This is a genomic window from Methylobacterium aquaticum (assembly GCF_016804325.1).
GTDB lineage: Bacteria > Pseudomonadota > Alphaproteobacteria > Rhizobiales > Beijerinckiaceae > Methylobacterium > Methylobacterium aquaticum_C.
The window spans coordinates 5,575,911-5,588,597 of record NZ_CP043627.1; the positions used below are offsets into that span (position 1 = coordinate 5,575,911).

14 protein-coding genes are annotated in these 12,687 nt (G+C 68.8%); 7 read left to right on the plus strand and 7 right to left on the minus strand.

The window, feature by feature from the left end; translation table 11 throughout:
- Positions 1–19: 19 nt before the first annotated feature.
- Positions 20–424 carry a response regulator gene (locus F1D61_RS25430; RefSeq protein ID WP_203154916.1) on the minus strand — a complete coding sequence of 135 codons (405 nt, stop codon included), beginning with the start codon at positions 422–424 and terminating at the stop codon, positions 20–22.
- Positions 425–711: 287 nt separating this feature from the next.
- Here F1D61_RS25430 and F1D61_RS25435 point away from each other — a divergent pair, with 287 nt between their 5' ends.
- The 3 genes from F1D61_RS25435 to F1D61_RS25445 all read left to right on the plus strand — a co-directional run bounded on the left by F1D61_RS25435 (position 712) and on the right by F1D61_RS25445 (position 3,362).
- A complete protein-coding gene (locus tag F1D61_RS25435; RefSeq protein ID WP_203154918.1) occupies positions 712–1,725 on the plus strand; it encodes a WD40 repeat domain-containing protein in 1,014 nt (337 codons plus the stop codon).
- A 5-nt stretch (positions 1,726–1,730) separates the two neighbouring features.
- A complete protein-coding gene (locus F1D61_RS25440; protein WP_203154920.1) occupies positions 1,731–1,997 on the plus strand; it encodes a hypothetical protein in 267 nt (88 codons plus the stop codon).
- Positions 1,998–2,132: 135 nt separating this feature from the next.
- A complete protein-coding gene (locus F1D61_RS25445; protein ID WP_203154921.1) occupies positions 2,133–3,362 on the plus strand; it encodes a peptide ABC transporter permease in 1,230 nt (409 codons plus the stop codon).
- Here the strand turns inward: F1D61_RS25445 and F1D61_RS25450 are convergent.
- The 5 genes from F1D61_RS25450 to argB all read right to left on the minus strand — a co-directional run bounded on the left by F1D61_RS25450 (position 3,286) and on the right by argB (position 6,435).
- Positions 3,286–3,651 carry a hypothetical protein gene (locus F1D61_RS25450; RefSeq protein WP_203154923.1) on the minus strand — a complete coding sequence of 122 codons (366 nt, stop codon included), beginning with the start codon at positions 3,649–3,651 and terminating at the stop codon, positions 3,286–3,288. The two genes, F1D61_RS25445 and F1D61_RS25450, sit on opposite strands and share 77 nt — an antisense overlap.
- Positions 3,652–4,047: 396 nt before the next feature.
- Positions 4,048–4,479, minus strand: a complete 432-nt coding sequence (locus tag F1D61_RS25455; RefSeq protein WP_203154925.1) for a metallopeptidase family protein — start codon at positions 4,477–4,479, stop codon at positions 4,048–4,050.
- A 5-nt stretch (positions 4,480–4,484) separates the two neighbouring features.
- Positions 4,485–4,637 carry a hypothetical protein gene (locus F1D61_RS25460; protein WP_203154927.1) on the minus strand — a complete coding sequence of 51 codons (153 nt, stop codon included), beginning with the start codon at positions 4,635–4,637 and terminating at the stop codon, positions 4,485–4,487.
- Positions 4,634–5,365, minus strand: coding sequence for a pyrimidine 5'-nucleotidase (locus tag F1D61_RS25465; protein ID WP_203154929.1), 732 nt, complete (start codon positions 5,363–5,365; stop codon positions 4,634–4,636). Before F1D61_RS25465 ends, F1D61_RS25460 begins: the two co-directional genes overlap by 4 nt.
- Positions 5,366–5,496: 131 nt before the next feature.
- A complete protein-coding gene (gene argB, locus F1D61_RS25470; RefSeq protein ID WP_203154931.1) occupies positions 5,497–6,435 on the minus strand; it encodes an acetylglutamate kinase in 939 nt (312 codons plus the stop codon).
- A gap of 305 nt (positions 6,436–6,740) precedes the next feature.
- On the opposite strand from argB, the gene F1D61_RS25475 reads away from it, so the two are divergent.
- The 3 genes from F1D61_RS25475 (at position 6,741) to F1D61_RS25485 (ending at position 8,823) form a co-directional block, all read left to right on the plus strand.
- The gene (locus tag F1D61_RS25475) at positions 6,741–6,950 is read left to right on the plus strand and encodes a hypothetical protein (RefSeq protein WP_203154933.1); all 210 of its coding nucleotides are present in this window, start codon (positions 6,741–6,743) and stop codon (positions 6,948–6,950) included.
- Between the two features lie 98 nt (positions 6,951–7,048).
- Positions 7,049–8,257: an AAA family ATPase gene (locus F1D61_RS25480; protein ID WP_203154935.1), complete on the plus strand. Its 1,209-nt coding sequence runs from the start codon at positions 7,049–7,051 to the stop codon at positions 8,255–8,257.
- Positions 8,258–8,334: 77 nt separating this feature from the next.
- Positions 8,335–8,823, plus strand: coding sequence for a hypothetical protein (locus tag F1D61_RS25485; RefSeq protein ID WP_203154936.1), 489 nt, complete (start codon positions 8,335–8,337; stop codon positions 8,821–8,823).
- 10 nt (positions 8,824–8,833) lie between these two features.
- Here F1D61_RS25485 and F1D61_RS25490 read toward each other — a convergent pair whose 3' ends face one another.
- Positions 8,834–9,610: an MOSC domain-containing protein gene (locus F1D61_RS25490; protein ID WP_246775533.1), complete on the minus strand. Its 777-nt coding sequence runs from the start codon at positions 9,608–9,610 to the stop codon at positions 8,834–8,836.
- A 288-nt stretch (positions 9,611–9,898) separates the two neighbouring features.
- Between F1D61_RS25490 and clpB the strand changes: the two genes are divergently transcribed.
- Positions 9,899–12,538: an ATP-dependent chaperone ClpB gene (clpB, locus tag F1D61_RS25495; protein WP_203154938.1), complete on the plus strand. Its 2,640-nt coding sequence runs from the start codon at positions 9,899–9,901 to the stop codon at positions 12,536–12,538.
- Positions 12,539–12,687 lie beyond the last annotated feature (149 nt).

The window sequence follows — 12,687 nt, forward strand, 5'->3', positions numbered from 1 at the left end:
GGGTTCGTAGGTCCGCGGTTCAGTGTCCGAGGATGCGGTTGGCGAGCGCCACGATCTGGCTCGGGCGGTAGGGCTTGGGCACGAAGACCGAGCCGATCACCGCCTCGCCGTCGCTCAGCGTGTGGCGGCCGCCCGAGGTGTAGACCACCGGCAGGCGCGGGCAGTGGCGCCGCGCGTCCCGGGCCAGCGCCACCCCGTTGGTGTTGCGGGCCAGGTCGATGTCGGTGAACAGCATGTCGACCCGCTCGGCCTGCAGGATGCGGCCGGCCTCGACCGCGTCGGCGGCGGTGAGTACGCGGTAGCCTTCATCCGCCAGGGCCTCGGCGGCGATCTCGCAGACCATCGCCTCGTCCTCGACCACCAGCACGGTCTCGCAGGGGAGGATCGCGGGCGGCACCATCGCCGCAAAGGCAGACTGGATCATGACGCAACTCGCTCCAGGACGATGGGGGCCGCCTGTCCGCCTCGGGGCGGTGCGGCGGCGGTTCGAGGGAAGAACCACCGGAACCTCGGCCGTGTTCAGGCCCGATCCCTCGAATTGCTGCGGTTTGGTGAGCGAAGCCTTAACCCTGCGGGACGGGCGGTTAATCCGGGCGGGAACCGGCGCCGCCCTTGCGCGGGACGGCCCCGTGTGAGAGGCCCGGCCCCGAGGTTCCCAGGTTCCCGGGAAAGGTCCTGGGTTCCGAGGATCCGAGGTTCACAGGAAGAGCGATGAGCGCCACCGCCGCCCCCTCCCTCACCCAGCAGGTCACCGAGATCGCGGCCGGCGCCCACGTCATCGCGGCGCAGTGGCTCGGCCGGCAGCTCGCCCTGGCGCTCGGCGACGGGACGGTGCTCCTCGTCGCGGAAGGGGGCGGGACCACCCGGATCGAGGCCCATCCGGAGGCCGGCCTCCTCGTCGCCGCGGGCGACGGCAAGCGCCTCGTCACCGGCGGCGACGACGGGCGGGTGGTCGCGGTCAAGGCCGACGGAAGCGTCGAGGCGGTCGCGACGGCCAAGGGCGGCGCCTGGATCGACGCGCTGGCCCTGCACCCCGATGGCGGCGTCGCGTACGCGGCCGGCAAGCGCGTCGTCGCCCGCGACGCCAAGGGCCGCGAGAAGCTGTTCGAGGCGCCCTCCACCGCCCGCGGCCTCGCCTTCGCGCCGAAGGGCTACCGCCTCGCGGTGGCGCATTACGGCGGCGCCTCCCTGTGGTACCCGAATCTCGAGACCGCGCCCGAGCCCCTGACCTGGAAGGGCTCCCACATCGACGTGACCTGGTCGACGGACGGGCGCTTCGTCATCACCACGATGCAGGAGAACGCCCTGCACGGCTGGCGCCTCCAGCCCGACCGCGGCCACATGCGGATGACCGGCTACCCGGCCAAGGTGCGCTCCACCGCCTGGTCCTCGGACGGCGACTGGCTCGCGACGAGCGGCGCGGAGGCGGTGATCGTCTGGCCGTTCGATACCAAGGAAGGCCCGACCGGCAAGGCGCCGCGGGAATGCGGCGTGCGCCCGGCCCGGGTCTCGCGGGTGGCGTTCCACCCCAAGGCCCCGGTGCTGGCGGCGGGCTACGAGGATGGCTGCGTGCTGCTGATCCGCTTCACCGACGCCTCCGAGCTCCTGGTGCGCCCGGCGGTGAAGGGCAGCGCGGTGACGGCGATGAGCTGGCATTCCGGCGGCGAGCACCTCGCCTTCGGCTGCGCCGACGGTCAGGCCGGCCTCCTCAGCCTGCCGCGCTGACCTCGGTGAGCCTCCTCGGCGCCTTCCGGAAGCGTCCCTCGCCGGATGCCGCCGCGCGGACCCGGGTGGCCGAGATCGCCCGCCGCCTCGGGGGCTTCGGCCCCGAGGTGACGCTCGCCGTCAACGAGATCGTCTGCGCCGATCCGGCCTGCCCGGGCACCGAGACGGTGATCCTGGTGATGAGCCCCGGCGCCCGCGCGCGCGCCTGCAAGGTGGCAAAGCCCCTGGAGGCGGTGACGGAGGAGGATGTGTCGGCGGCGTTGGACAGCTGATCCGGCGCAGCGGATCGCCTCTCGGGGGCCGCGCCCTGCCTCAGTGTTGCGCCCCATCTACAGCGCAGGGACCGGCCTCTCGACTAGGAGGGAAGGGAACGGCGCCCTTTCGCGTCGTCATCCGGATTGGCCGCCATGCCGCGCGCGACGACGCACACCCCCGATCCCGCCGTCGATGCGGCGGCGCTCCTGCGCCGCCTCGCCTTCTTCGGCCTGACGGTGGTGATCCCCGTCACCGCCCTGGCGTCGCGGCGCAGCGTGGTGATCCTGGCGCCGATCGGTATCGCGCTGCTCATCATCGCCGCCCTGCTCGACGGGGCGCAGCGCCCCCTCGGGGCCGGGCTGGCGCGCCTCGGCGGGGCGCGGGCGATCCTGGCCGGCGCGCTGCTGCTCGGCTGGTGCGCCCTGTCGCTGGTCTGGACGCCGTTTCCCGGCCCGGCGACCGAGCGCCTGCTCAACCTCGCCGCCACCCTGGGGCTGACCGTGGCGGGCTACCTCGCGCTGCCGGACCGGATGCGCTCGGCCAACCTCTACCTCCTGCCGCTCGGCGTCGGGGCGGCGGCGATCGGGGCGGTGCTGCTCGGGCTGTTCAGCGGCGCCGCGTTGCGCGGCGGCTTCGAGGACGACAGTTCGCTCGAACGCGGCGCGATGCTGCTCGCCCTCCTGGTCTGGCCCGCCGCCGCCTGGCTGCGCTCGCGCCGGCGCGACATGGAGGCGCTCGGCCTCGCCGTGGTGGTGGCGCTCGCGCTGGTGCTCGCCCCCGGGCCGGTGCCGCTGCTGGCGCTCGCCTGCGGGGCGGCGGCCTTCGCGCTCTCGGCCTGGCGCCAGGGCCTCGGCGTAAGGGTCACGGCAGGCGTTGCCGCGGGGCTGGTGGCGCTCGCGCCGCTGCTGCCGTTCCTCCTGCGGCCGGTGCTGACGCCCGTGCTCGGGCCGCTCCACCCGACGATCCTGACGCTGAAGGCCTGGCAGCGGGTGGTGACGACCGAGCCCCTGCGGCTCATCACCGGTCACGGCCTCGAGACGGCGCTCCGCGGCAAGATGATCGGCATGCTGCCGGCCAACGCGCCGGCCTCGCTGCTGTTCGAGATCTGGTACGAGCTCGGGATCGTCGGCGCCTTCGCGGCGGCTTTCGTGCTGTGGAGCGGCATACGCCATTCCGGCCGCGAGCATCCGGTGCTGACCCCGGGGGCGATGGCCACTGCCGCCACCGCCTTCGGCTCCGCCTGCCTCGGCATCGGCACCACGGCGAGCTGGTGGTTCACCAGCGTCACCGTGGTGGTGCTGATCTTCATCGCCGTGGAGCGAGGCCAGTTCCGCACCAGCCGGCCGAAGGCGAGTGCCCTGCCGCCGCGCAATGCGGCGTGAGCTCCCGGGTCTTCGCAGCACGATGCGGCGCGACCGGCGCGGTCCGGACGTCGAGCCAGCGGCGCGCCGCGTCGAGGGTGGGGAAGGTCGGCGGGCGCGGCTCGTCGGCGGCGCGTCCGAACCCCGCTTCCAGGAACCAGTGCAGGCCGACGCCCAGCTCGCCGTGGAGGTCCGGGTCGAGCTGGATCAGGACCCCGACGAGGCGGCCGTCGCGATAGGCCAGGCGGCCCTCGCTGTCGGTGCTGCCGGTCTCGACGAGGATGGGGGCGAGGGTGATGGTTGCGGACATGGCCGGTTCGCGGTGACGGGAGGGTGGACGATCCGGTCCTCTCGGTAGGGTTGTGCCGGAAGCGCGACAATCACTTCACTGTTATACTGCCCGAGAGCATACAGCCATCGTCCGGGCCCGGCCCGGTCGGGACTTCAGTGGCAAAATCAACAGTTTAGTCCCGCAGCTGACGCTGGTGCGGGCCGGTGCCGCCCTAGCTCGTCAGGACTATGCCGTAGACCGCTCGTCGACGCGGTCGGCCTGATGGCGGTCCAGGCGTCCGGGCTTCGGACTCATGCGTGTTCCGGCTGGTCACGTCGCGATGTCGGGAAATCGGCGTCGCAGTCGTGCGAAGCCCAAGGCTTCAGCGCGCGTTCCGATGACGGCAATTCGGGAGGCGATCCTCGGGAATTCCCGTCATTCCTCTGCGGCCGCCTCGATCGCCGACATGTCGTCGTCGGAGAGACCGAAATGATGGCCGATCTCGTGGACCAGCACATGCGCGACGAGGTGGCCCAGGGTCTCGTCGTGCTCGGCCCAGTAATCGAGCAGGGGACGGCGGTAGAGCCAGACCATGTTGGGGAATTGCCCGGAGGCGAGGTTCAGCGCGCCGCCGCCCTGCGCCAGGCCGGTGCCGCGGAACAGGCCGAGGAGATCGAACTCGCTCTCGCAGCCCATCTCCTCCAGGGTCTCGTCGTCGGGAAACTCGTCGACCCGGATCACCACCCCCTCGCACAGGGCGCGGAACGCCTCCGGCAGGCGCGCGAAGGCGGCCTCCGCCAGGGCCTCGATGGCGGCGAGGTCGGGGGCGCGGCGGGGGCTCCAGTCGCTCTCGGGCGTCTCTGTCATCGCTGTCACCAGATCTGCAATTGCCGGCCGAGCCAGTAGGCCATCACCCCGAGGGCCACGACCCCGAGGGAGCGGCCGATGCGCCGGCCCCAGATCTCGGCCGGATCGTGCTCCCGGGGATCGGTGGGGTGGGGACCTTGCCGATCCGGTGGGCTCATGCCGCCAGGGCCGGGCTGACCCGGTCGGTCAGGAAGCCCGCGAGGTCGTTGGTGATGTGGTCGATATGGGGCGCGCGCACCGCCTCCTGCTCGAAGGTCTCGCGGAACGGATCGATGGTGCGCGGCACCACCAGCACCGTCGCCATGCCGAGATCGTGCGGGACGACGAGGTTCTTGGCGATGTCCTCGAACAGGGCCGAGCGGGTCGGGTCGACCCCGTGGCGGTTCAGGAACTTCTCGTAGGCGCTACGCTCGGGCTTGGGCACGAAATCGGCCGCCGCGATGTCGAACACGTCCTCGAAATGGTCGAGAATGCCGAGCTTCTTCGCCACGTTCTCGGCGTGCCGGCGCGAGCCGTTGGTGAGGATCAGCTTGCGCCCGGGCAGACCCTCGATCGCCAGCCCGAGACCCGGATCGAGGGCGATGCTCGAATGGTCGATGTCGTGGGCGAAGTCGAGGAAGTCGTAGGGGTCGATCTTCCACTCGGCCATCAGCGCGCGGAGCGTCGTGCCGTAGCGGTGGTAGAAATACTTCTGCAGGGCCCGGGCCGAGATCCCGTCGAGCCCGAACAGGTTCATCACGTAGAGCGTGATGCGCTCGTCGACCTGCGGCCAGACGCGGGCGTCGTGGGGATAGAGCGTGTTGTCGAGGTCGAACACCCAGGTGTCGATCCCCGAGAAGCCGCGGGCCTGAGGCGCGGTGAGGTGGCTCTCGCCTGGCAGGAGCAAGGGGACGATCCGGCGACGGGGGCCCCACGGCCCCGGGCGCCTAGATTAAGCGAGGCGGGGCGGAAGGGAAGATGAAAGAAGGGTCTCACGGGCCGGGCGGCCGTAGGGTCGGCCGCCCGGCGTCTCGGTCGTCAGGACCGGCGGATCAGGGTGCCGGCGCCGTAATCGGTGAACAGCTCGAGCAGCACCGCGTGCGGCACCTTGCCGTCGAGGATGACCACCGCCTCGACGCCCTGCTCCAGGGCGTAGATGCAGGTCTCGATCTTCGGGATCATGCCGGCCGTGATGGTCCCGTCGGCGATCAGCCGGCGGCAATCCTCGATCGACAGTTCCGGGATCAGCGTCTTGTTCTTGTCGAGCACGCCCGGCACGTCGGTGAGGAGCAAGAGGCGCTTGGCCCGCATCGCCCCGGCGATCGCCCCCGCGAAGGTGTCGGCGTTGACGTTGTAGGTCTGGTTGTCGGCGCCGACCGCCACCGGAGCGAGAACCGGGATCAGCTCGGCCTTCAGCACCGCGTCGAGCACCGTGCGGTCGACATGCTCGGGCTCGCCGACGAGGCCGAGATCGAGCTGGCGCTCGATGTGCGAATCGGGATCGACCACCGTGCGGGCGGCGCGACGCGCCCGCACCATGTTGCCGTCCTTGCCGCACAGGCCGATCGCCTTGCCGCCCTCGGCCGAGATCCAGCCGACGATCTGCTTGTTGATCGAGCCGGCCAGAACCATCTCGACCACCTCGACGGTGGCCTCGTCGGTGACGCGCAGGCCCTCGCGGAACTCGGACTTGATGCCGAGCCGGTCGAGCATGCGGCCGATCTGCGGCCCGCCGCCATGGACCACCACGGGCTTGAGGCCCGACTGCTCGAGGAGCACGATGTCCTCGGCGAAATCCTCCGCCGCGGCGCGGTCGCCCATGGCGTGGCCGCCATACTTGATGACCACGACCTCCTCGTCGTAGCGCTGCATGTGCGGCAGCGCCTGGACCAGCACCTCGGCCCGCACGTGAACGTTCGGGAGTTGCACGGTGGGCTGCTGGACGTCGGGCGCTTTGTCCGCTCCGGAATCGCTCATCGTGGCGGGTTTCCTCTCGCAGGGTCGGGCCGCGGCAGGGGCAGGGTCGAGCCGCGGCGAGGACAAGGTCGGGCCGCCGGATGCGGCAGGGGACGGCGCGGGGTTCTACGCATCATCGCGCGGCGTGTCACACCGAAAACTCACGGGCCGAGGAGTTCGGTCGCGACGGGCACGCCCGCGCGGTGCTGGCGGCTTCTGGCGGCGGTCCGCGACGGTGCGATGACAGGGCCGGAACCCAGCCGTGCTTTACCCATGCTTAACCACGATCCGAGCATCCTGTGGACGGTCCACCGGATCCCTCAACGATGCGCCTCGCCGATTCGCTCCTGCCGCGCCCCGCCCTCACCAGCCCGTCGCTGCTCGCCGCGACGGTCACGTCGCTGAGCGGCCGCGCCGCCAGCCGCCAGGATCTCTGGCGCCTGCTCACCGACAGCTACACCGTCGATCTCGACGAGGTGGCGGCGGTGCTGCCGCGCCAGGAGCCGGAGCCGGACTGGCTGCCGTCGAAGCGGTGAGGCATCGCAGCGCTGCTCCGGGCTGGGAGCGGGCGCGGGCGCACGCTATGTTTCGCGGAGCGACGCGGGCCTCTTGGTGAACCGCGGTCAGGGCTCCCATGGTCATCCACCGCCTCGAAATCGAGAATTTCGCGTCCATCCGTGACCGGCAGGTGATCGACCTGCGGGTGATGGGGAGGCATCCGGACGAACTCAGCCGTGCGGCGCCGGTATGGCGCGGGGCGAATGAGTTTGCTCCGAAGGTTGTGACACTCTTTGGCGCCAATGCATCGGGAAAGTCGAATGTCTTGCGGGCATTGTCTTTTCTCGTATGGTTCATCAAAGATAGTTTCTCCTCAAGCCCGGGAGCTCGCTTGCCCTTCGAGCGTTTCAATGACGAAGAGGCCTTGAATTCTCCAACTAGACTGGTGGTGCATCTTGGCGGGCTGGCTGACATCTCTGACATAAACAATCCGCATGCCCGAGAGTGTCGCTATGTCTACGAATTGACCATCTCCGGCAACCTCGATCATCCGGTCATCACAGAGACGCTTCTATATTGGCCTCATGGGCGCAAGGTCACGCTCTTCGAGCGTCGGTCTGACAACACGGTCTCGGCGTCAAAGGCCTTCAATCTGACGAAGCATCGTGAGGCGATCGGCGCGATCCTGCGGCCCAATGCCAGCGCGATATCAACGCTTTCTCAAATAAATCATGATTATTCGAAATATATTTGGAACTTTGCTGCTGCGACGGAGAGAAATATATTATTTAATCGCATGGATCCTAGCGATGATGGCGCGATTCGATATTATTTTGAAAACCCCGTCTATATCGACAGGTTGAATCAAGATATATCACGCATGGACATTGGTATCGAAAAGGTCGATATTGCGATCGTTGCTGGCAAGCCGGAGGCAATATTTACGCATCGCGGATTGTTTGCGCCAATGCGATTCGATTACGAGAGCCATGGAACACGCCAGTTTTTCAAGCTCTATCCATCGCTGATTTTCGTGTTGGATCGTGGCGGGGTGGCCGTCGTCGATGAACTCGACGCTGCGATTCACCCGATTGTTTTACCTGAAATCCTACGTTGGTTTCACGACCCCGAGCGCAATCCGCACGACGCCCAACTCTGGATGACGTGTCATAACGCATCGTTGCTAGAGCATCTGACTCCAAGCGAAGTGCTGTTCTGCGAAAAAGATAGTTTCGGAAAAACTGAAATTTATGGGTTGAGCGACATCGAACGGGTTTCTGCTGACGAAAGTATCTATCGTAAATACATCGGAGGCATGTTCGGCGCGATCCCGCAAATCGGATGAGGCGCGCACCGCGAAAAATCCCTCAAAGGCGGAGGATATTCCTCGGCTGCGAGGGCGAGAGTGAACGCAGCTACGGCGTGCTGCTCGGCCGGCTCGTCGAGACCCGCCACCGCCGCGTGCATGTCGACGCCGTTGTTCTGCAGCCGGGAGGCGGCGACCCGCTCGCCCTCGTCGAACTCGCAGCCCGGCAGGCGCGACGACGGGCCGATCTCGGCGAGGATTACGCGTTCAAGGCCGTGCTTCTCGATGGCGATACAACTGGTCGGACGCCTGAGCGCGATGTGAAGGTTGCCGGCACCGCAGAGCGGAATGGCCTGCTTCTGATCTGGCAAATCCCCTGCCATGAGGCGCTGATCCTCCGCCATCTCGACGGCTGCGCAGCCCTGCGCCCAACGAGCAGCGCCAGGGCTCTGGAGGAATTGCAGCGGCGATGGCCGGGGTACAGGAAGGCTCTCCCAGCCGTCGAACTCGCCGCGCGGCTGGATGAAGAAGCGGTTCTACGGGCGGCCGCGACTGAATCGGCGTTGGCCTCCCTGCTTACGGCTCTGGAATTCGGCCGCGATTGACGCTGATCCTTCAGCCCGCCACCCGCAACACGTCGCCGGCCCGCACCTCGCCACCCGCGACCACCTCGGCATAGATCCCACAATCGGCGTGGCCGAGATTCCTCTGCAGGGCCTCGGGGATCGCCAGATCGCGCTCGCCCGTGACGGGATCGACGTTGGTGGCAGCGCAGCGCACGATGCGCTTCGTCACCTTCAGCCGCAGGCCCGTCTCGGTGGCGAGTTCCGTCCCGACGAGGTCGAGTTCGGCGAAGGCGGGGAGACCGGTGACGTGGAGGTTGCCGCGGAAGCGCAAAGGGTTCACCGCCGCCCCCACCATGTCGTCGACCGCCGCCACGCTCGCCAGGTTGATGAGCGAGACGAAACCGCCGCGCGAATCGGTGAAGCGGTAGCCCTCCGGTGCGGCGAGCACCTTCGGCGGGCCGCGCAGCTCCTTCGGCACGAACCGGCGGAAGAACGCCTCGATGGCGAGCCGGCCCTCCGGCGTGGCGAGGTCGCCGCTCGCCACCTCGCGGTCGCCCTCGCGGATGGCGAGCACGCCGGTGGCGTCGTCGTAGACCGTCGAGAGGCGGGCCAGGGCCTCGTTGCGCATCAGCATCAGGTACTTGATCTTCGGCTGATGCGCCGGGGCGGCGGGATCGAAGCCGCTCGGGCCGTTCTCGACCGCGAACAGCCGGTCCCCGGGGAAGTAGGCTCCGGCCGCCAGCGACGCCACGTCCAGGGGCTCGGGGGAGAGACCCTTCACGGGATAGCGGTGGAGGGCGGTGACGGTGAGCGCAGCGTTCGTCATGAGCCCTCGATAGCGGAAATCCGGCGCGCGGGACATCGTCTCCGGTTCCCGGCGGCGCTCATGCCCCCGGCGGCGCTCATGGCCGAGCCATCTCCCGGCCGCATGCCACGCCCCCGGGAATCGTGCCGCCTCCCCCTTGTGTTACCGATATGTCACACCACATGGGGAGGGCCGGCCGCTTCATGAAAGGGCCGGCGCCCGGCGCGCGGCCGACGCGCGAGGGCGAACCCGTCGGTCCCCATCGCCTCATCGAGAGGGCGGGAGGGCCGGCTCAGGAGGAGCGAACGCATGAACTTCGAGAAATACACCGAGCGGGCGCGGGGCTTCGTGCAATCGGCACAGTCGCTGGCCCTGCGCGAGGGCCATCCGCAATTCAGCCCCGGCCATATCCTGAAGGTGCTGCTCGACGATCCCGAGGGCCTGTGCGCCGGCCTGATCGACCGGGCCGGCGGCCAGTCGCGTGTCGCGCTGGCGCAGACCGAGGCGTGGCTGGCCAAGCAGCCGAAGGTGTCGGGCGGCGCCTCGCAGCCGCAGGCGACCCGCGAGCTGATGCGCCTGTTCGATACCGCCGAGAAGGCCGCCGAGAAGGCGGGCGATTCCTACGTCACCGTGGAACGCCTGCTGCTGGCGCTCGCCGTCGAGAAGGAGTCCGAGGCGGGCAAGATCCTGGCATCCGCCGGCGTCACCGCGGCCTCGCTCAATGGCGCCATCAACGCGCTCCGCAAGGGCCGCACCGCCGACAACGCGACGGCCGAGAACGCCTACGACGCGCTGAAGAAATATGCCCGCGACCTCACCGAGGCGGCCCGCGACGGCAAGCTCGATCCGGTGATCGGCCGCGACGAGGAGATCCGCCGCACCATCCAGGTTCTGTCGCGGCGCACCAAGAACAACCCGGTCCTCATCGGCGAGCCCGGCGTCGGCAAGACCGCCATCGTCGAGGGGCTGGCGCTGCGCATCGTCAACGGCGACGTGCCGGAATCGCTTCGCGACAAGCAGCTGCTCGCCCTCGACATGGGCGCGCTGATCGCCGGCGCGAAGTATCGCGGCGAGTTCGAGGAGCGGCTGAAGGGCGTGCTCTCCGAGGTGACGGCCGCGGAAGGCCAGATCATCCTTTTCATCGACGAGATGCACACGCTGGTCGGCGCCGGCAAGGCGGACGGGGCGATGGATGCCTCGAACCTGCTGAAGCCCGCGCTCGCCCGCGGAGAATTGCACTGCGTCGGCGCGACCACGCTGGATGAGTACCGCAAGCACGTCGAGAAGGACGCGGCGTTGGCGCGCCGCTTCCAGCCGGTCTTCGTCTCGGAGCCGACCGTCGAGGACACGGTGTCGATCCTGCGCGGCATCAAGGAGAAGTACGAGCAGCACCACAAGGTCCGGATCCAGGATTCGGCGCTGGTGGCGGCCGCGACCCTGTCCAACCGCTACATCACCGACCGCTTCCTGCCCGACAAGGCGATCGACCTCGTCGACGAGGCGGCCTCGCGCCTGCGCATGCAGGTCGATTCGAAGCCCGAGGAACTCGACAACATCGACCGCGAGATCGTGCGGCTGAAGATCGAGGGCGAGGCCCTGAAGAAGGAGACCGATTCCGCCTCCCGCGACCGCCTGCAGCGGCTGGAGAAGGAACTCGGCGACCTTGAGGAGCAGTCCGCCTCGATCACCGCGCGCTGGAAGGCCGAGAAGGACAAGCTCGGCCGCGCGGCCGAGCTGAAGACGAAGCTCGACGCGGCGCGCAACGACCTCGCGGCGGCGCAGCGACAGGGCCAGTACCAGAAGGCGGGCGAGCTCGCCTACGGCATCATCCCGGGGCTCGAGCGGGAGCTCGCCGAGATCGAGGCCCGCGGCGCGGATGGTTCACGCGGCAACGGTTCGGGGATGATGGAGGAGGCGGTGACGCCGAGCCACGTCGCCGGGGTCGTGTCGCGCTGGACCGGCGTGCCGGTCGACAAGATGCTGGAGGGCGAGCGCGAGAAGCTGCTCGGGATGGAGGCGGCGTTGGCCAAGCGCGTCGTCGGCCAGACCGAGGCGGTGGTGGCGGTGGCCACCGCCGTCCGGCGCGCCCGCGCCGGTTTGCAGGACCCGCACCGGCCGATCGGCTCGTTCATGTTCCTCGGCCCCACCGGCGTCGGCAAGACCGAGCTGACCAAGGCGCTGGCCGGCTTCCTGTTCGACGACGACACCGCCCTCGTGCGCATCGACATGTCCGAGTACATGGAGAAGCACGCGGTGGCCCGCCTGATCGGCGCGCCTCCGGGCTATGTCGGCTACGAGGAGGGCGGCGCGCTGACGGAAGCCGTGCGGCGCCGGCCCTACCAGGTCGTGCTGTTCGACGAGATCGAGAAGGCGCATCCGGACGTGTTCAACGTCCTGTTGCAGGTTCTCGACGACGGGCGGCTCACCGACGGGCAGGGGCGGACGGTCGATTTCCGCAATACGCTGATCGTCATGACGTCGAACCTCGGCTCTGAATACCTGGTCAACCAGCCGGAGGGCCAGGACACCGACGTGGTCCGCGACGACGTGATGAACGTGGTCCGCTCGCACTTCCGGCCCGAATTCCTGAACCGGGTCGACGAGATCATCCTGTTCCACCGCCTGCAGCGGCAGGAGATGGGGGCGATCGTCGACATCCAGCTCGGGCGCCTGGCGAAGCTCCTGGAGGATCGCAAGATCACCCTCGACATCGAGCCCGACGCCCGCGCCTGGCTCGCCGAGAAGGGCTACGACTCGGCCTACGGCGCGCGTCCGTTGAAGCGCGTGATCCAGAAGGCGGTGCAGGACCCGCTCGCCGAGCAGATCCTGGCCGGCCGCGTCCATGACGGCGAGACGGTGCCGGTGCGCCTCGGCCCCGCCGGGCTGTTCATCGGCGACCAGTCGGTCTCGCCGGACGAGCGGCGGCCGGCGCGCGCCTTGCTGAACTGACGGGCATAGGGCCCGCCTTCTCGAAGGGAGGCGGGCCCTTCTTCATGGCGGCGTCGATCCACGGATCTGATCAAGCCCGCGATCTCGGAACCTGCTTGGTAGGTTTTACAAAGAAAGTTTTCGGTGCTGCGGCGCGTCCCATCCCATCA

What these genes read in the sequence shown, in the direction of transcription:
- F1D61_RS25430 (WP_203154916.1), bottom strand. Translation starts at nt 424, where the DNA reads ATGATCCAGTCTGCCTTTGCGGCGATGGTGCCGCCCGCGATCCTCCCC.
- F1D61_RS25445 (WP_203154921.1), top strand. Translation starts at nt 2,133, where the DNA reads ATGCCGCGCGCGACGACGCACACCCCCGATCCCGCCGTCGATGCGGCG.
- F1D61_RS25490 (WP_246775533.1), bottom strand. Translation starts at nt 9,610, where the DNA reads ATGACGAACGCTGCGCTCACCGTCACCGCCCTCCACCGCTATCCCGTG.
- clpB (WP_203154938.1), top strand. Translation starts at nt 9,899, where the DNA reads ATGAACTTCGAGAAATACACCGAGCGGGCGCGGGGCTTCGTGCAATCG.
- argB (WP_203154931.1), bottom strand. Translation starts at nt 6,435, where the DNA reads ATGAGCGATTCCGGAGCGGACAAAGCGCCCGACGTCCAGCAGCCCACC.
- F1D61_RS25475 (WP_203154933.1), top strand. Translation starts at nt 6,741, where the DNA reads ATGCGCCTCGCCGATTCGCTCCTGCCGCGCCCCGCCCTCACCAGCCCG.
- F1D61_RS25480 (WP_203154935.1), top strand. Translation starts at nt 7,049, where the DNA reads ATGGTCATCCACCGCCTCGAAATCGAGAATTTCGCGTCCATCCGTGAC.
- F1D61_RS25450 (WP_203154923.1), bottom strand. Translation starts at nt 3,651, where the DNA reads ATGTCCGCAACCATCACCCTCGCCCCCATCCTCGTCGAGACCGGCAGC.
- F1D61_RS25460 (WP_203154927.1), bottom strand. Translation starts at nt 4,637, where the DNA reads ATGAGCCCACCGGATCGGCAAGGTCCCCACCCCACCGATCCCCGGGAG.
- F1D61_RS25455 (WP_203154925.1), bottom strand. Translation starts at nt 4,479, where the DNA reads ATGACAGAGACGCCCGAGAGCGACTGGAGCCCCCGCCGCGCCCCCGAC.
- F1D61_RS25435 (WP_203154918.1), top strand. Translation starts at nt 712, where the DNA reads ATGAGCGCCACCGCCGCCCCCTCCCTCACCCAGCAGGTCACCGAGATC.